Below are 16,950 nucleotides of genomic sequence, written 5' to 3'. Positions count from 1 at the left end.
GGGACGGCGTCGTCCCCTGACGGTCTAACTCTACGGATGGGTTCCCGAGTTCCCGGGACCGCCCGAATCGGACGTCGCACGACAGCGCGGGGACCGGCCTGCGACGATGTCGCCATGCAGCCGAGTGAGCCGCCCGCCGCCAACCCCGTCGCCGGCCTGGCCCGGGAAGTCGAAGAGTTCGTCGCGTCCGGGGGCTGGGACCAGCCACCGCAGCTGTTCGCGCTGGTGCCCACCGCGGCCCTGCTCGACGAGCAGCCCGAGCTGGCCGGCCAGCTCGACCGTGCGAACCCGCTGACGCCCGTGGCGCAAGAAGCGTTGCCAGAAGGTGACCTCGCCGAGTCGCTCGGCCGGATCGCCTGGCCCGAGATCGTGGTGGGCTGCGCGCTCGCGCAGGAGATCATCGTGTTGCCGCCCGACGTCGAGGCGGAGCTCGAAGGCCTCGCGGAGGCCGACGCCGAACGCCTGCGCCGCGCGGCGGCCGACCACCCGCGGCGCACGGAGGCGCGGCTCGTGGCGGCGGTGCTGCGCGAGGGCGACGTGGCTTGCGTGATGCGGCTGCGCGGGACGCGACCCGACGATTCTGCGGCCGAGGTGGACGCCGTCGACGAGATCGTGGAGAGCCCCGACCTCGCGCCGAACCTGCTCGACGCGTTGAAGACGACCTTCCTGCCCTGAGTCCTGCCGTGAGCCCCGTCGAGCCGGGGGCATCCGCGTGGGGGCCTCCGGTTCAGGACAGGTGCTGGCACTTCTTCTTCCTCAGCAGTGCGCCGTGGGCCGGCCGGCCTTGAGGTTCTGGAGCTGGGTGAGCGCGTCGTCCAGAGTGGACACCTTGATCAGGTTGAGCCCGTCCGGCACGGCCGACTTCGCCTCGGCGCAGTTGTGCTCCGGCACGAGGAAGTCGGTCGCCCCGGCCTCGCGCGCGCCCACGACCTTGAACGAGATGCCGCCGATCGGGCCGACCTCGCCGGTCTCGGAGATCTCGCCCGTGCCCGCGATGTGCCGGCCGCCGGCGAGGTTGTTGTCCGACTTCCCGGGCGGGGTGAGGCGGTCGATGATCGCCAGCGTGAACATCAGGCCGGCCGAGGGGCCGCCGACGTCCTGCAGCGAGATGTTGACGTTGAACGGTGCGATCGCGTGGTCGACGGCCGTGAGGCCCATGAAGCCCTGCGTGCGGTCGTCGCGCTTGGCGAGCGTGATCGGCACGGTGCGTTCGGGCTGGCCGTCGGCCTGGAAGGTGATCTGCACGGTCTGGCCGGGCTTGGTGTTGGTGAGGGCCTTGGCGACGTCGGCGGCTTCGGTGACCTTCGTGCCGTTGACGGTGACCAGCTTGTCGCCGGGCGCGAGCACGTGGTCGGCGGGGCTGCCGGACACGATCTCCTTGGCGAGGACCTCCACGGGGTAGCCGAGGTGGCGCAGGGCGGCGACCTGGGCGTTGCTCTGGGAGTCCTGAAGCTGCTGGATGTTCTCCTGCTTGACCTGCTCGTTGGTCTCGCCGGGGCGGTAGTACTCCTCGCGCGGCGCGAGCGCGTAGCGGCCGCTGGCCCAGAGGCCGAGCGCGGTGAAGAGGTTGATCCCGTCGTTGAGCGACACGGTGGTCATGCGCAGCTCGCCGTTGGTCTGGTACGTCTCGTGGCCCTTGACCTGGACGACTTCGTTGCCCGCGGCGTCGCGACCGAGCGTGTCGTACGTCGGACCCGGGCTGATGGCCACATACGGCACCTGGACCAGAAAACCGGTTACGACGAACACCAGGAACAGCGCGCCGCTGACCAGCAAGGTCCAGCCGCGGCGCGTCAGGCGGCGCTCGTCGCGCGCCGGTTCCCTCGACGGCTCGGTCCGGCTGCTCGCGGTCGCGGTCTCCTCGTCGGGTTTGGTCACGAGCGACAGCGTACGGTGACCGTGTTCGCTTCCCGGTGAAGGCCATGGTTGACGCGCTGGGAGAGGCCCTACCCGCGTACGGTGGACGTATGAGCAAACCCCCGTTCGGTTTCGGACCGCCCGATCCCGACAGACGAGGCGACAACGACCCCTCGGAGCAGCCGTCAGGCGCGGAGGCGTTCAACCAGCTCGGGCAGATGCTGAGCCAGCTGGGCCAGATGCTCAGCCAGGCGGGCTCGTCGAGCGGGCCGGTGAACTACGACCTGGCGAAACAGATCGCACTCCAGAACCTGAGCGGCAGCGACGACGGCAAGATCGGCTTCGCGTCGGGCACTGGAGACTCGTCCACGGCCGTGCGCGACGCCGCGCACCTGGCGGAGCTGTGGCTCGACGCGGCGACGATCCTTCCCGCCGGCGCGAACACCACCGTCGCGTGGTCCGCGCGCACGTGGGTCGAGAAGACATTGCCCACGTGGCAGCGGCTCTGCGATCCGGTCGCGCAGCAGGTGTCCGGCGCGTGGATCCAAGCGCTGCCCGAGGAGGCCAAGCAGGCCGCCGGGCCACTGCTGTCCATGATGGGGCAGATGGGCGGGATGGCCTTCGGCTCCCAGCTCGGCAACGCACTCGCGCAGCTGGCCCAGGAGGTGCTGACGTCCACGGAGGTCGGCCTGCCGCTGGGCCCGGCCAACACGTCGGCGCTGCTGCCCGCGAACATCGAGAAGTTCACCGAGGGGCTCGAGGTCCCCAACAGCGAGGTACTCGTGTTCCTCGCCGCGCGCGAGGCCGCGCACCAGCGCCTGTTCGCCCACGTGCCGTGGCTGCGGCAGCGGCTGCTGGCGACCGTGGAGGAGTTCGCGCGCGGGATCACCGTCGACACGTCCGCACTGGAGTCGCTGGCCGGCCAGATCGACCCGTCGAACCCGGCGAGCATCGAAGAGGCCATGTCCTCCGGGCTGTTGGAGCCGAAGACCACGCCCGAGCAGGAGTCGGCTCTGAAGCGGCTCGAAACCCTGCTCGCCCTGGTCGAGGGCTGGGTGGACGTCGTGGTCGCCGAGGCCATCGGCGACCGCTTGCCGGGCGCCGACGCGCTGCGCGAGACGCTCCGCCGCCGCCGCGCCACGGGCGGCCCCGCCGAGCAGACCTTCGCGACCCTCGTGGGCCTCGAACTGCGCCCCCGCCGCATGCGCGCCGCCTCCTCCCTGTGGAAACTCGTGGGCGACCGCCACGGCGTCGACAAGCGCGACGGCCTCTGGTCCCACCCGGACCTCATGCCCACCGCCGAGGACCTCGACGAGCCCCTGGACTTCGCCGACCGCCTCGGCGAGACCCCGGTCCTGGGCGAGGACTTCGATCCGATCGCGGAGCTGGAGAAGACGGAGAAGCGCGAGGCAGCGGAGTCTGGCTCTGCTTCAGCGTCTTCGCCGGCCTCTGGTTCGGACTCGGGCTCGGGCTCGGATGTCAAGCCGGACTCGGCCTCCGACTCGGACCAGGACAAGGGCGACAACCCGACCTCCTGATCCCCTCGGTCCAGCCCCGGTCCTCCGCCGCCTTCGCGACGGAGGACCGGATGCTTTGCGGGCTCTCAACAACTCCCTGTTGCACCCCCTCAGCGCAAGACGGCCGCCAACCCCGGCGTCTGACCAACGTTTGCCCGCCACCGAGCGCGGCCGCCTCGTACGTCGCCGCTAGGTGGCGAGCTGTGCTGCCGAGTGGGCCCGAATCCATTCGGCATGCTCGATCAAGAACGCCCGCAGCGGGCCGACCGGCCCCAGCCATTGCCGCCAGCCCGCCCGCCCGACTGCACGACTGCACGACTGCACGACGAGACTCGGCTGCCTGCGAAGCACTGTGGACCGCCACCCGGCCGCCACAACAGCCGCTCGCCCACGCGCCGGTGTCGTGGCACCTGCTCAGTCCGAGCCATTCCGCAAGACGGCCGGACCCCGTGGCCCAAGCCGCTCGCCAACGAGCCTGCGTTGCACACTTCGGCAGCGATGTCCGTTGCCGTCGCGCTCAGATCCAATCGGCCTGCTCGACCAAGACTGCCCGGAGTCGGCCGACCCGATCCATCTCCTGCGAGCCGGCCCAGCCGTGGCACGAACTCTCGATCGCCCCAGCTTGCTGCCAAGCCTTGGGCCGCAGCCTCACCGCCTGTCCGCGCTCGCGAGCCACTGTCCCCAGCTCAGGCAAAGGGACCAGTTCCGCTCAGTCCTCCTCGTCCGAAATCCCCCACCCGGCCGCCGCCGACAGCCCCTCCAAATACCCGATCGCGCGTTCCGTCTTCGGGTACCGGTTGACCAGCGACCAGAACGCCGCGTCGTGCCCCGGTTCGCGCAGGTGGGCGAGCTCGTGGACCAGCACGTAGTCCAGGACCCACTGCGGCACGCGCGTCAGGCGGTCGCTGACGCGGATGGTCGCGTCGACGGGCGTGCAGGAGGCCCAGCGGGTGCGCATGGGCGGCACCCAGCGCACGCTCGCGGGTATCGCCCGTGGATCGACGTACTTCGCCGCCAGCAGGGCGCAGCGTGCCAGCAGCGCGTCGTCCGAGGACTTCGGCGACGCGACTTTCCGCGGTTCGGTGCGCAGCAGCCTGCGCTCCATTTCCGCGACCCAGTGCCTCTCTTCCGCGCGGGTCATCCGTGCCGGGATGAGCACCACGAGGGTGTCGTCTTTCCAGTACGCGGTGACCGTCCGGTGCCGGCGCGCGCTGCGCCGCACCTCGACCTTGTGTTCAGGAGTGTCCGACGGGGGGTTCGTTCCGCCCCGGCCCCGCAGTGCGGGCATCCGTGCTTCGACCACCCGACAACGGTAAGGCCACCGACCGACAACTTGGGAGCGTCGAAAGGTCACAGCCCCGAGTTGTCCACAACTCGCCTTGCCTGTGGATAACTCGGCTTTGAGCGCCAGCCGGCCGCCGCGGAGGTGTCAAGCTGATCATCATGACGCTGTCCACAGTTCCCCCGCCGAACGTCCTCCTCCCGACCTACCCCACGCTGCTCCCGGGCCTCCACGTGCTCGAACGCGGCAACGACGAAGTCCAGATCGGCCTCGACCCGCGCCACGGCGTGGTGGCCACCGGGCTGGCGCCGAGCGTCGTCGCGCTCGTGCGCCGGCTCGACGGCAGCCGCCGCCTCGACGCGGTGCTCGCCGAGAGCGAACACCGCGACCAGCTTCAACTTCTGCTCAAACAGCTCACCGCGCTGGGCCTCGTCACGGAGGCGCCGAGCCCCGCGTCCAGGCGCGTCGAGACCGGCTTCTGGTCCCTGCGCGCCCGCCACCACCAGACCGCGCTCACCGAGCGAAGACGCCAGAGCCTGGTGGCCGTCCGGGGTGATGGCCGGATCGCCGTGGCCGTCGCCGTGCTGCTGGCCAACGCCGGGGTCGGGCACATCGACGTCCGCTCCGGCGGCGTCGTCACCGAAGCCGACCTCGGCTCGGGCTTCACCGCCGCCGAGCTGGGCCTGCCGCGTCGAAAAGCCACCCAGAACGTGCTGGCCCGCGTCTCGCCCGAGGTCAGCACCGCCCGCAACCTGCAGCGCGCGCCTGACGTCGTGGTGCTCACCGACGCCGTCGTGCCCGCCCCGGAACTGGTGGCGGAGCTGGTCGACGACGGCGTCGCCCACCTGCCGGCCCGCGTCCGCGACGGCACGATCCTCGTCGGCCCGCTCGTCGTGCCGGGGCGAAGCACGTGCCTGCGCTGCTGCGACCTGAGCAAGACCGACCTCGACGACTCGTGGCCGCGCCTCGCGACCCAGCTCGTGGACGTCGACCAGCGGCCCGATCTCGGGTCCGTCCAGGCGTGTGCGTCGCTGGCCGTGGCGCAGGCCCTGCGCGTGCTGTCGCCGAGCGCCGAGCCGCCGCCGACGTGGAACAGCACGCTCGAGCTCGATCCGTTCGAAGGCCACCTGCGCCACCGCTACTGGGAACCGCACCCGGACTGCGATTGCGGAGCGCCCGAAGCACCGCCGGAGACGTAGCCCACACCCCCTGGCAGGCTGCGGCCACCAAGGTCACCAAGGCAGAATCGGAGGGTGACCGACTCCGCAGACCGCGAATCCGCAATGCCGCGCCGAGGTGCGGCGCGCACCGCGAAACTCGCCAGCATTCCCCTCGGGATAGCCGGCCGAGCCGTCGGCGGATGGGGCAAGCGCCTCGCGGGCCAGAGCGCGGAACAGGTGAGCGCGACGCTGTCGGCGAAGGCCGCGGAGCAGCTGTTCGAGGTGCTGGGCACGCTCAAGGGCGGCGCGATGAAGTTCGGCCAGGCCCTGAGCGTCTTCGAGGCCGCGGTGCCCGACGACATGGCCAAGCCGTACCGCGAAGCGCTGACCAAGCTGCAGTCGGCCGCGCCGCCGATGTCGGCGCAGCAGACGCGCCGAGTGCTGGCCCAGCAGCTCGGCCGTTCGTGGGAAGGCCGGTTCAAGCACTTCGACGACGTCCCGGCGGCGTCGGCCAGCATCGGCCAGGTCCACCGCGCCACGTGGCACGACGGGCGCGAGGTCGCCGTGAAGGTCCAGTACCCGGGGGCCGACGAGGCGCTGCGCAGCGACCTGCGGCAGCTGCAGCGTTTCAGCAGGCTGTTCCAGGCGTTCGTGCCCGGCACCGACGTGAAGCCGCTGATGGCGGAGCTCGCCGACCGCATGGACGAGGAGCTCGACTACCTCAACGAGGCCGACAACCAGCGCGCGTTCGTGAAGGCGTTCGAGGGCGATCCCGCGTTCCTCATCCCGCGCGTGGTGGCGAGCGCGCCGAAGGTCGTGGTGACCGAGTGGGCCACGGGGACGCCGTTGGCCAAGGTCATCGCGGGCGGCGACCAGGAGACGCGCAATCTCGCGGGCCGGCTGCTGATGGAATTCCACTACTCGTCGCCGGCGCGGGCGCACCTGCTGCACTCCGACCCGCACCCCGGCAACTTCATGGTCACCGACGACGGCCGCCTGTGTGTGCTCGACTTCGGCGGCGTCGCGAAGCTGCCCAACGGCATTCCGCGCCACCTCGGCGAGATGACCCGCCTGGCCCTCGACGGCGAGTCCGACGACCTCATGCGGCTCCTGCGCGAGAACCGTTTCGTCCGCACCGACTCCGACCTCGCCGCCGACGAGGTGCTCGCGTATCTGGCGCCGTTCACGGAACCGCTGGCCACGCCGACGTTCCACTTCACGCGCCGCTGGATGCAACGCCAGGCCGGCCGCGTCGGCGACACCCGCGGCAGCGACTTTCGCGTCGGCCGGTCGCTGAACCTGCCGCCGGAGTACCTGATGATCCACCGCGTCACGGCGGGGTCCACCGGCATCCTCTGCCAGCTCGACGCGGAGGTCCCGGCGCGCGGCATCGTGGAACGCTGGCAGCCCGGTTTCGCTCGCTGAGTTGTCCACAGGCCGGGCGGTGCCACGGGCCTGTTTCACGGAGTTATCCACAGATCTGAAAAGCCGGTTCCACTCGGATGGCCGAGCGGTCATCCTCGAATCATGACGACTACCGCAAGCATCCGGGACGTGGCTCACCGTGACTCCACGTCGATCGGCGTGATCGACCTCAAGAAGCTGCGCAGCGCCGGGATCTCGACCCGTAGAGCCGCCAGGATGGCGCGGCCGGGCGGGCCGTGGCGCCGCGTGTACCCCGGCGTCTTCGTGATCCAGGACAAACCGCCGACCCGATTACAGCTGTTGCACGCCACGATCGCGCGCTACGGCCCCGACGCCATCATCACGGGCACCGACGCGCTGCGTGCCCACGGCGTCACCCACCCGCTCACCGGCGAGATCCACCTGCTCCTGCCGCACTACCGTCGTCCGGGTTCCGAACCCGGTGTCCTGACCTACCGCACCGCCCGCATGCCCGAGCCCGTGATCATCGACGGCCTCCCCTACGCCGACGCCCCGCGCGCCGCCCTTGACCTGGCGCGCCGCGAGAGCGACCCGAAGGCCGTCGAACGCCTGGCAACGCTCCCGCTGTTCTGGGGCCTGTGCGACCGCGCCGAACTCCTGGCCGAACTGAACGCCGGCAACCAACGCGGGTCGTCAGCGGTCCGCGCCGTGCTGCGCGGGTTGGACGACCGCGAAACCTTCACCCACGGCCAGGCCCTGCGCCTCCTCCGCCAGACTCCCCTGCCGGCCCCCCAGTGGAACGTCACGGTCTGCGACCTGCGCGGCCGCCGCATCGGCGTCGCCGACGCCTGGTGGGACCAGGTCGGCCTCGCCTGGCGCTACCGCACGGCCGCCGGCCCCACCGACTTCAGCCACCTCGCTCTGACCGCCACCGGCACCGTCCTCGTGCGCTGCACGCCCCGCCAACTCAACGACACCCCGGCCGACATCACCCAAGAACTGGTCCGCGCCTTCACCCAGGCCGCCCGCACGCCCCGCCCGAAGGTCCGCGCGGTGCACCGCCGGGAGACAGCAGCATGACGCCGGGGTGAGCGCCCACGACGGGACTGGCGGCCGGGGGCCGGTCACGCCGACCGCCCGGGCGGGCATGGCCAGCGGTTCGCATGTTGGTCACGCCGGTCACGCGGGCATTGCCGGAGGTTCGCACGGAGCGAGGGCCGCGCCGAGCCTCCCCGCAAAGCACGCGCGGCTCGGCCGAACACCACGCGCGCACCGCCGGAGCTGACCGGCCCACCAGCCGACCTGGAAGGTCCAGACGGAGACGGCGGCGCCAGCGCCTCCGCCAACAGCCCGGGCGGCCGGCGAGCGCAGGCCTACCGGCTCGTCCCCACGGCGACCCCGCCCGCGGGCCGGTCCGAAGGGTCCTGGCAAGTAGGCAAAGAGCGCGCGGTCGGCTCCGGCCCTGACAACCAGCGAAAGGAAGGTGAGTCGCCCGAGGGTCACCAGTACTCGTCGGGGAGTTTGGCTTCGATGTCGCGGACGTGGTCGCGGGCGCAGCTCGCGCAGAGCCACTGGGCGCGGCCGTTGTCCTTGGTCGAGACCCAGGACAGCGCGGCGAGCGGGTCGGGCTCGGCGGAGCGGGCGTGGCCGCAGCGGGAGCAGGTGGGGTCCGGGGCGGTCACGGGCGGCGGCCACAGTGGACGGTCTTCGCGCCGGTGAGGTAGAGGTCGCGGCGGGCGGCGAGGTGGTGGGGGCTGTTCGGGTCGAGGAGGGAGGTGAGGGTTTCGCGGTCGTCCGGGGTGAGGTACTCGCCGCCGAACTCGAAGATGCGGGCGACGCGGTGGACGACGTAGTCCGCGAGTATGGCGGGGCCCGGAGCGGGGTGGTGCACGAGCGCGCCGAAGGAGTCGACGTCGGTGAGCCCGGCGCGCTCCAGCGCGACGGACCAGCCGTAGGGCATCGCGACGGTGCCCTCGATCCCCTCGCGCATGCCGATGAACCACTCGGCCTGCGCGGCGAGCAGCCGATCCTCGAGTCCGGGCCTGCCGACGCCCAGGTCCCAAGGCAGGCAACGGAAGTCGAGCCCGCCCTCGGCGAGCGCGACCAGCCCGCCCGCCTTCGCGACCGCCGCGACCGTCCCCAAGGCTTCCTGCTGGTCCGGCAAGTGGTGCACCACGCGCGACGCCCACACCAGATCCGCCGCGGGCAACGACCCCGGCAGCCCGGCATCCGCGAGGTCACCCCGCACCGCCCGGATCTCGACGGCGCCGGCGGCCGCATTGGTCGAACCACCGTCCGCGCGGTCGCCCGACGCCGGCCGGCTTCCGGCCGAACCGGGGCCTACAACGTCGTCGGGCGCGGTCTGCGCATCGGCCGCGCCGTCAACGTTCGAGGCGGTGTCGACGGCTGCCCGGACCGACTTCTCGGCTTCGGCGAGCAGCTCCGGCGTCGCGTCGACGAGGACGAGGGTGCCGCCGCCGTGGGCGGCCAGGGCGCGGGCGAAGTGGGTGCTCATGCCGCCCGCGCCGCAACCGAGGTCGACGATCGTCGGGGTCGGGGGCAGGGCGGCGACCAGCCGTTGGGCGATGGCCGAAAGGGCGTTGGCGTCGAGGGCGTCGGCCGTGCGGAGCTGAGTCAGCCGGTCGGCCCAGTCGATGTGGTCGTGCGTATGAGCGGACACGACCTCATTCAACACCCGAAGCCCCACCGGAACCGAGCCGACAAACCGGCTTCTGCGACCGGAAAATGCCCGCGGTGACCCGGCAGCACTGCGGGGAACAGATGAGGCGCCAAGTGGCTGACCGGTGGCTACCGACCAAGAACGCCCACGCTGCACAGTTCGAGCGGCCGAAGCGACGAACTTCGCGGCCGGGAAGCCGAATCCGGCAGGGATCCGCCCCGCGAACCGGAACCGCAGCGACAGCCGCGAAGCACCGAAGCACCGAAGAGGCCGACGCGGCTGCCCGCATCCCCGATGCTGACAAACCCAAAATGGCCGGAGGGCCGGTCACCACACGGGTGACCGGCCCTCCACACGGACAACAAACCGAGGACTTCGAAGGCCCAAAGACCTCAGAGACTCCGAAGGAATCTGAATGACCTCCACGCCCCGAGACTCAGCGCCTCAGAGGGCTGCCAACCTCAAGGACGTCAAGCCTCCAAGACCCTCCGAGCCTCAACGCTTCAGCGCATCAAGGACCCGAGACTCAGCGCCGCAGAGGCTTACCAGCCTCAGCGACGTCGAGCCTCAGAGCCTCAAAGGCCGGAAGATCACTCAGTCCTCAAACCTCTTCGAGCGGTCCGCCGCCCAGCGGGCGAGGCGAGACCACCGGCGGGCGGCTCGGGCGCGGCGCCAGGGGCGCAGCGCTTGGGATTCTTGGTGGAAGTCCCGTATTCGGGCCCGGGACAGTTCTTCGTGAAGCAACATTTCGCTGGTCTCCTGAGTATCGAGCTGTTTGGGTAGCGGGTGCGCGCGGTCGGGTTCGCGGGTGCGCGCTTCGTAGTCGCGGATGGTGATGAGTTCGACGGTCATGCGGCGGCGCTCCGGGCTGCGGCGGCGGGCTCGAGGGCGGCGTTCTTGCGCGGGCGGCCACGGGGCCGCTTGCGCGCGATGACGGCACCGCGCTCGAAGATCTCGCCACCCCAGACGCCCCAAGGCTCGCGCCGGGCGAGGGCACCCGCGAGGCAGGCCTCGCGGACGGGGCAGTCGGCGCACAGGGCCTTGGCGCGCTCGAGCTCGGCGGGAGACTCGGCGAACCAGAGGTCGGCGTCGCGGGAACGGCAGGGCAGGTCGAACTCGGGGGCGGCGACCCCGTCGAGCAGGTCGCCGATACCGAGGTCGAAACCCTCGGCGAAGGCGATGGCGGACGACATTTCCGTGCTCCTTCTTGTCGTTTCGGTGGTTTTGGGACTGTCGATCGAACTGGACAACTTGTTCCTCGTGGGGGTTGTGCAGCCAAAAAAACACGAAGGCCGCGGATCCGGTTACCGGTTCCGCGGCCTTCGTGAGCCTCGTGTCCTGACTAGGTCAGGAACTTCGCTCCCGTATCGACAACGGAACACGGAACTGCTTGATGGTCGGCAGATCGACATCAACCTGCGGGTACGCGCCAACGAGGGCGGCGTTGGCCAGGGTGACCTCAACCGCGGTCCACGTACGCTCGTCAATCCGACGGAATCCGCCGAAATGGGCGCTCGTGGACACATCGGTACCCTGGCGCGAAGCGGGGATGAGACCGCAGCCGGACAGACCGGTGCCAGGGTTCGAGAGCATCATGTTGCTGATCATTTCACCGGCACCACCTTCCGCTGTCCGGACGTTCGCCACCCGAGGCGGCGCGCGTCATGTGAATCCCCAGACCGGGGGCTTCCCACCCGGGTAGGAGCAGATTATTGCCCCTCGCACACCGGGGCAACTTATTTTCCCGAAAACTCTCCGAAGCTACGAAGATCGCCTCCGAGCAGCGGGTTCGCCGCACCGATCAGGGTGCGGACGCGGTCAAGACCGCATCGAGGCGCGAACCACGTCGAGCACCTCCGCGCCGAAGCGTTCGAGCTTCGTCGCGCCGATGCCGGAGATCGACACGAGCGCTCCGTCGTCGGTCGGTCGCTGTTCGGCGATGGCCATGAGTGTCGCGTCGGTGAACACCACGAACGCCGGCACCTTCAGCTCCCGCGAACGCTCGCCGCGCCACGTCTTCAGCTTCTCCAGCAGCCCTTCATCCACTGTGGACGGGCACTTCGAGCACCGCCCCAGCTTCACCTCGATCGTCTGCAGCAGCGGCCCGCCGCAGAGCCGGCAGCGCGCCGCCTTCGAACCCGGCGCCGACGACGTCTGCTGCGACCGCGCGACGCGGGCGGCCGGGTGGTCCTCCGGGATCAGCCCGTAGAGAAAGCGGCTGCGGCGACGATTGCGCCGGCCACCCGGCGTACGCGACAGCGACCACGAGAGTGACAGGTGTTCCCGCGCCCGGGTGACGCCGACGTAGAACAACCGCCGCTCCTCCTCGATCGCGGCTTCGTCGTCGCCCGCGTGGAGGATCGGCATCGTGCCCTCGGACAGGCCGACGAGGAACACCGCGTCCCACTCCAGGCCCTTCGCCGCGTGCAGCGACGCCAGCGTGACGCCCTCGACCGTCGGCGGGTGCTGCGCCGCCGCGCGCTGCTCCAGCTCCGCGACGAGCCGCGGCAGGTCGGCGTCGGCGACGCTCGCCGCCAGCTCCTCGGCCAGCTCCACCAGCGCGAGCAGCGCGTCCCACCGCTCCTTCGCCGCACCGCCGGCGGGCGGCTGCTCGGTGAGGCCGACGCGCGCGAGCACCGACCGCACCGCCGTCACCAGGTCGAGCGACGTCGGATCGGCCGACGCCACTCGCAGCGCCGACATCGCCTGCCGCACCTCGGCGCGTGAGAAGAACCGCTCGCCGCCGCGCACGAGATACGGGATGCCGGACTCGGACAGCGCCTGCTCGTAGGCCTCCGACTGCGCGTTCACGCGGAACAGCACGGCTATCTCGCTGGCCGACACTCCCCCGTCGAGCAGCTCGCGCATGCGTCGCGCGACCGCCGCCGCTTCGGCCGACTCGTCCTCGTACTCGGCGAACCGCGGCTCGGGCCCCGGCGGCCGCTGGCCGACGAGCTTCAGCCGCGACCCCGCCGGACGCCCGCGCGCAGCACCGATCACCCGGTTCGCCAGCCCGACGACCTCGGGCGTCGACCGGTAGTCGCGCTCGAGCCGCACGACGGTGGCCTCGGGGAAGCGCCGCGTGAACTCCAGCAGCGGCCGCGGCGAGGCGCCGCCGAAGGAGTAGATGGTCTGGTTTGCGTCGCCGACGACGGTGAGGTCGTCGCGGCCGCCGAGCCACGCGTCGAGCAGGCGCTGCTGCAACGGCGTGACGTCCTGGTACTCGTCGACCACGAAGCAGCGGTAGCGGTCGCGGAACTCGACGGCGACGGCTTCGTGTTCTTCGAGCACGGCGGTGGTGTGCAGGAGCAGATCGTCGAAGTCGAGGACCTGCGCGGAGGTCTTGATCTCCTCGTACAGCCGGTACACCTGCGCGACCTGCGCCACCGGCGCCGGGGTGTCGCGCTGCGTGCGCGCGGCGACGGCCGGGTAGTCGTCGGGCGAGACGAGCGAGGCCTTGCTCCACTCGATCTCGCTCGCGAGGTCGCGCAGCACCTCCGTCTCCGTGCTCAGCCGCGCGCGCTGGGCGGCCTGCGCCACGAGCCGGAACTTGTTGTCGACGATGTCCCACGGCCGGTCGCCGACCACGCGCGGCCAGAAGTACCGCAGCTGCCGGCGCGCGGCGGCGTGGAAGGTGAGCGCCTGCGCGGCGTCGACGCCGAGACCACGCAGCCGCGTGCGCATCTCGCCCGCCGCGCGCGTGGTGAAGGTGACGGCGAGTACTTGCCCGGCGGAGACGTGACCTGCGCCGACCAGGTGCGCGATGCGGTGCGTGATCGTGCGCGTCTTGCCCGTGCCGGCGCCGGCGAGAACACAGACGGGCCCGCGCGGCGCCGAGGCGGCGGCTCGTTGCTCGGGATCCAGCCCGTCGAGCAGGCCCTGGCGACTCTTCGGAGACGATGCGCTTGCCACCCCTCGATCCTCGCAGAGGGGGCCGAGGGATTCGTGGCAGGGCACGCGGCCGTATCCTGGTCAGATGGCGGGAAAGCAGGACAAGGAAGCGGCCAAGCTGGCCAAGCAGGAGAAGCGCGCGGCCGGCAAGGCGCGGCGCGGGCAGCTCTTCGAGGCGTTCAAGATGCAACGCCGCGAAGACCCGATGCTGATTCCTTGGATGGCCGGCTCGATCGTGGTCGTCGCGGGCGTCCTGTTCGGTGTCGGGTTCATCTTCAACGTGCAGTGGGCGCTGCTCCCGCTGGGCATCGTGCTGGGCGTGCTGCTCGCGGTGATCATCTTCGGCCGCCGCGTGCAGAAGACCGTGTACACGAAGGCCGACGGCCAGCCCGGCGCCGGCGCGTGGGCGCTGGAGAACATGCGCGGCAGCTGGCGCGTGACGCCGACCGTCGCCGCGACCACGCAGCTTGACGCCGTGCACCGCGTGCTCGGCGCGCCCGGCGTGATCCTCGTGGCCGAGGGCGCGCCGCACCGCGTGAAGGCGCTGCTCTCTCAGGAGAAGAAGCGCGTGTCACGCCTGATCGGCGACACCCCGATCTACGACTACACCATCGGCAACAGCGAGAACGAGATCCCGCTCAAGAAGCTGCAGAGCACGCTGATGAAGCTGCCGCGTAACCTCAAGCCGCCGCAGGTCGACGCGCTCGAGGCCAAGCTCGCGGCGCTCGGCAACCGCGGCGCGGCGATGCCGAAAGGCCCGATGCCCGCCGGCGCGAAGATGCGCAACGTGCAGCGGACGATCCGCCGTCGCTGACCCTCTTACCGCTGAAAAGGCCTCCCGCTCGCACTGAGCAGGAGGCCTTTTTGTTCGGGGACGGTCAGCGCATCCGGATCACGACGGTGCCGGTCACGCGGTCGAGCCAGCTGCGGCCGTCGGTGTTGCGGACGAGGGCGGGCACGATCACGACCGTCAGCACCATCCGCACCACCGCGCGCCAGGGGCCGACCATCGAGGCGCCGTCGAGGCGCGCGACGCGCACGCCCACGGCGCCCATGCCCGGCGTGAAGCCGAAGAACATCGCCGGCACGGTCGTGATGACGGCCCAGACGACGCCGGCCCACCAGTTGAACGTCTGCATCGCGGCGACGTCCTGCACGTCGTAGCGCACGAACAGCGTGGTGATCAGGCCCGCGAGGACCAGGTCGATGACCAGCGCCAACAGCCGCGACCCGAAGCCGGCAACGGAGCCGACACCCGATTCGGGCAGACCGAACGTTTCACCGGGCCATTTCGGCACGGTTCGGTTTTCCGACCCCGGACCGCTGCCGGTCCCGGGGAGCCATTCGCCAGTCCATCTCGCCACCCGTCCAGGGTATGCCGGTGGCGCGCGCCACATCTGCCCTGGTCGGATGGCGCGTGTCACGCCACCCGTTAACGTGTGTGAAACATACGGGTGACGGTCGGGCAACACCGCACTCTTAGCGTGAGCCGAAGAGAGTACTGCCGAGCGAGCTCGATCGAAGAAGGAGTCACCGAGGGTGCCCACTACTCCAGACGACATCCAGCGCCTGATCGCCGACGAGAAGGTGGAGTCCATCGACGTCAGGTTCTGCGACCTGCCGGGCGTGATGCAGCACTTCACGGTGCCCGCGAAGGCCTTCGACCTCGAAGCCTACGAGGACGGCCTCGCCTTCGACGGCTCGTCCGTCCGCGGCTTCCAGTCGATCCACGAGTCCGACATGCTGCTGCTGCCGGACCCCGAGACCGCGCGCATCGACCCGTTCCGCAAGGCGAAGACGCTCTCGCTGAACTTCTTCGTGCACGACCCGTTCACGCGTGAGGCGTACAGCCGCGACCCGCGCAACATCGCGCGCAAGGCCGAGCAGTACATCGCCGAGTACGGCGTGGCCGACAACGTGTACTTCGGCCCGGAGGCGGAGTTCTACATCTTCGACTCCGTGCGCTTCGACTCGGCCGAGCACGCGTCGTTCCACGAGATCGACTCGGTCGAGGGCTGGTGGAACACCGGCACCGACGAGCCGGGCGGCAACCAGGGCTACAAGACGAAGTTCAAGGGCGGCTACTTCCCCGTCCCGCCGGTCGACCACTTCGCCGACCTGCGTGACGACATCGTCCGCCAGCTGCAGGGCTCCGGCTTCGAGATCGAGCGCGCGCACCACGAGGTGGGCACCGCCGGCCAGACGGAGATCAACTACAAGTTCAACACGCTGCTGCACGCTGCCGACGACCTGCAGCTGTTCAAATACATCGTGAAGAACACCGTGTTCGCCGCCGGCAAGACCGCGACGTTCATGCCGAAGCCGCTCGCCGGCGACAACGGCTCGGGCATGCACTGCCACCAGTCGCTGTGGAAGGACGGCCTGCCGCTGTTCCACGACGAGTCCGGCTACGCGGGCCTGTCCGATACGGCGCGCCACTACATCGGCGGCCTGCTCAAGCACGCGCCGAGCCTGCTGGCCTTCACGAACCCGACGGTGAACTCGTACCACCGCCTCGTGCCAGGCTTCGAGGCGCCGGTTTCGCTGGTGTACTCGCAGCGCAACCGTTCGGCGTGTGTCCGCATCCCCATCACGGGCAACAACCCGAAGGCCAAGCGCGCCGAGTTCCGCTGCCCGGACTCGTCGGGCAACCCGTACCTGGCCTTCTCCGCGATGATGATGGCCGGCCTCGACGGCATCAAGAACAAGATCGAGCCGCCGGAGCCCATCGACAAGGACCTCTACGAGCTCCCGCCCGAGGAAGCCAAGAACGTCAAGCTCGTCCCCGGCGACCTCGGCACGGTCCTCGACACCCTGGAAGCCGACCACGACTTCCTGCTCGAGGGCGGCGTCTTCACGCCCGACGTGATCGACACCTGGATCTCCTACAAGCGCGAAAACGAAATCGACCCGCTGCGGCTGCGTCCGCACCCGTACGAGTTCTCGCTCTACTACGACGTGTGATCCTGGAAGTCCGCACAATGTCCTGACCAGCGGAAACGCTGGCAGGCCACTTCCCAGGCCGTCTGAACGCGAAGTCATGGCCCGCCGACGCTCCGTCGGCGGGCCATGACTTTTTCTCTGTCACGACGCGAACGCCGAGCGCTTCAGGGGACTTCCTCCACGATGCCGCGCGCCCCTGCTGCTCCTTCGCGACGGGTCGGGGCTCAGCCCCTA

The 16,950-nt window shown here is 70.5% G+C and carries 16 protein-coding genes; 7 read left to right on the top strand and 9 right to left on the bottom strand.

What is annotated here, in order from left to right; translation table 11 throughout:
- The first annotated feature begins 114 nt into the window (after positions 1 to 114).
- A complete protein-coding gene (locus ABZU76_RS09555; RefSeq protein ID WP_220246568.1) occupies positions 115 to 675 on the top strand; it encodes a PPA1309 family protein in 561 nt (186 codons plus the stop codon).
- 81 nt (positions 676 to 756) lie between these two features.
- On the opposite strand, the gene ABZU76_RS09550 is transcribed toward ABZU76_RS09555, so the two are convergent.
- The gene (locus tag ABZU76_RS09550; protein ID WP_354866852.1) at positions 757 to 1,878 is read right to left on the bottom strand and encodes a PDZ domain-containing protein; all 1,122 of its coding nucleotides are present in this window, start codon (positions 1,876 to 1,878) and stop codon (positions 757 to 759) included.
- An 89-nt stretch (positions 1,879 to 1,967) separates the two neighbouring features.
- Between ABZU76_RS09550 and ABZU76_RS09545 the strand changes: the two genes are divergently transcribed.
- A complete protein-coding gene (locus tag ABZU76_RS09545; RefSeq protein WP_354866850.1) occupies positions 1,968 to 3,395 on the top strand; it encodes a zinc-dependent metalloprotease in 1,428 nt (475 codons plus the stop codon).
- Between the two features lie 688 nt (positions 3,396 to 4,083).
- On the opposite strand, the gene ABZU76_RS09540 is transcribed toward ABZU76_RS09545, so the two are convergent.
- On the bottom strand, positions 4,084 to 4,596 hold the full coding sequence (locus tag ABZU76_RS09540) for a M48 family metallopeptidase (protein ID WP_354867596.1): 513 nt from the start codon (positions 4,594 to 4,596) through the stop codon (positions 4,084 to 4,086).
- A gap of 221 nt (positions 4,597 to 4,817) precedes the next feature.
- Here ABZU76_RS09540 and ABZU76_RS09535 point away from each other — a divergent pair, with 221 nt between their 5' ends.
- The 3 genes from ABZU76_RS09535 (at position 4,818) to ABZU76_RS09525 (ending at position 8,282) form a co-directional block, all read left to right on the top strand.
- Positions 4,818 to 5,855: a hypothetical protein gene (locus ABZU76_RS09535; RefSeq protein ID WP_354866848.1), complete on the top strand. Its 1,038-nt coding sequence runs from the start codon at positions 4,818 to 4,820 to the stop codon at positions 5,853 to 5,855.
- A 54-nt stretch (positions 5,856 to 5,909) separates the two neighbouring features.
- Positions 5,910 to 7,241, top strand: a complete 1,332-nt coding sequence (locus ABZU76_RS09530; protein ID WP_255638686.1) for an AarF/ABC1/UbiB kinase family protein — start codon at positions 5,910 to 5,912, stop codon at positions 7,239 to 7,241.
- A gap of 102 nt (positions 7,242 to 7,343) precedes the next feature.
- Positions 7,344 to 8,282 carry a hypothetical protein gene (locus ABZU76_RS09525; RefSeq protein WP_354866846.1) on the top strand — a complete coding sequence of 313 codons (939 nt, stop codon included), beginning with the start codon at positions 7,344 to 7,346 and terminating at the stop codon, positions 8,280 to 8,282.
- A 419-nt stretch (positions 8,283 to 8,701) separates the two neighbouring features.
- Here the strand turns inward: ABZU76_RS09525 and ABZU76_RS09520 are convergent, their stop codons facing one another.
- The 6 genes from ABZU76_RS09520 to ABZU76_RS09495 form a co-directional block, all read right to left on the bottom strand.
- Positions 8,702 to 8,884 carry a hypothetical protein gene (locus ABZU76_RS09520; RefSeq protein WP_354866844.1) on the bottom strand — a complete coding sequence of 61 codons (183 nt, stop codon included), beginning with the start codon at positions 8,882 to 8,884 and terminating at the stop codon, positions 8,702 to 8,704.
- The gene (locus ABZU76_RS09515; RefSeq protein ID WP_354866842.1) at positions 8,881 to 9,882 is read right to left on the bottom strand and encodes a class I SAM-dependent methyltransferase; all 1,002 of its coding nucleotides are present in this window, start codon (positions 9,880 to 9,882) and stop codon (positions 8,881 to 8,883) included. Before ABZU76_RS09515 ends, ABZU76_RS09520 begins: the two co-directional genes overlap by 4 nt.
- 594 nt (positions 9,883 to 10,476) lie before the next feature.
- Positions 10,477 to 10,734 carry a hypothetical protein gene (locus ABZU76_RS09510; protein ID WP_354866840.1) on the bottom strand — a complete coding sequence of 86 codons (258 nt, stop codon included), beginning with the start codon at positions 10,732 to 10,734 and terminating at the stop codon, positions 10,477 to 10,479.
- Positions 10,731 to 11,075, bottom strand: a complete 345-nt coding sequence (locus ABZU76_RS09505; RefSeq protein ID WP_354866838.1) for a WhiB family transcriptional regulator — start codon at positions 11,073 to 11,075, stop codon at positions 10,731 to 10,733. The genes ABZU76_RS09510 and ABZU76_RS09505 overlap by 4 nt, the downstream gene beginning before the upstream one ends.
- A 154-nt stretch (positions 11,076 to 11,229) precedes the next feature.
- Complete coding sequence (locus tag ABZU76_RS09500; RefSeq protein ID WP_354866836.1) at positions 11,230 to 11,490, bottom strand: hypothetical protein; 261 nt, start codon at positions 11,488 to 11,490, stop codon at positions 11,230 to 11,232.
- Positions 11,491 to 11,700: 210 nt separating this feature from the next.
- A complete protein-coding gene (locus ABZU76_RS09495) occupies positions 11,701 to 13,794 on the bottom strand; it encodes an ATP-dependent DNA helicase UvrD2 (RefSeq protein ID WP_354866834.1) in 2,094 nt (697 codons plus the stop codon).
- 64 nt (positions 13,795 to 13,858) lie between these two features.
- Here ABZU76_RS09495 and ABZU76_RS09490 point away from each other — a divergent pair, with 64 nt between their 5' ends.
- Positions 13,859 to 14,587, top strand: a complete 729-nt coding sequence (locus ABZU76_RS09490) for a DUF4191 domain-containing protein (RefSeq protein ID WP_220246559.1) — start codon at positions 13,859 to 13,861, stop codon at positions 14,585 to 14,587.
- Between the two features lie 64 nt (positions 14,588 to 14,651).
- On the opposite strand, the gene ABZU76_RS09485 is transcribed toward ABZU76_RS09490, so the two are convergent.
- A complete protein-coding gene (locus ABZU76_RS09485; RefSeq protein WP_354866831.1) occupies positions 14,652 to 15,137 on the bottom strand; it encodes an RDD family protein in 486 nt (161 codons plus the stop codon).
- A gap of 175 nt (positions 15,138 to 15,312) precedes the next feature.
- Here ABZU76_RS09485 and glnA point away from each other — a divergent pair, with 175 nt between their 5' ends.
- Positions 15,313 to 16,737 (top strand): type I glutamate--ammonia ligase, encoded by a 1,425-nt coding sequence (gene glnA / locus ABZU76_RS09480; RefSeq protein WP_354866829.1) that lies wholly within the window; start codon positions 15,313 to 15,315, stop codon positions 16,735 to 16,737.
- Positions 16,738 to 16,950: the final 213 nt, after the last annotated feature.

The organism is Amycolatopsis sp. NPDC005232, from assembly GCF_040607795.1.
Taxonomy (GTDB): Bacteria; Actinomycetota; Actinomycetes; order Mycobacteriales; family Pseudonocardiaceae; genus Amycolatopsis.
The sequence above is the reverse complement of the archived record's forward strand: the minus strand, read 5'-3'. Positions and strand labels throughout refer to the sequence as shown.

Coding starts and splice junctions, on each gene's coding strand:
- ABZU76_RS09500 (WP_354866836.1), bottom strand. CDS start 11,490: ATGATCAGCAACATGATGCTCTCGAACCCTGGCACCGGTCTGTCCGGC.
- ABZU76_RS09505 (WP_354866838.1), bottom strand. CDS start 11,075: ATGTCGTCCGCCATCGCCTTCGCCGAGGGTTTCGACCTCGGTATCGGC.
- ABZU76_RS09555 (WP_220246568.1), top strand. CDS start 115: ATGCAGCCGAGTGAGCCGCCCGCCGCCAACCCCGTCGCCGGCCTGGCC.
- ABZU76_RS09535 (WP_354866848.1), top strand. CDS start 4,818: ATGACGCTGTCCACAGTTCCCCCGCCGAACGTCCTCCTCCCGACCTAC.
- ABZU76_RS09510 (WP_354866840.1), bottom strand. CDS start 10,734: ATGACCGTCGAACTCATCACCATCCGCGACTACGAAGCGCGCACCCGC.
- ABZU76_RS09490 (WP_220246559.1), top strand. CDS start 13,859: ATGGCGGGAAAGCAGGACAAGGAAGCGGCCAAGCTGGCCAAGCAGGAG.
- ABZU76_RS09525 (WP_354866846.1), top strand. CDS start 7,344: ATGACGACTACCGCAAGCATCCGGGACGTGGCTCACCGTGACTCCACG.
- ABZU76_RS09545 (WP_354866850.1), top strand. CDS start 1,968: ATGAGCAAACCCCCGTTCGGTTTCGGACCGCCCGATCCCGACAGACGA.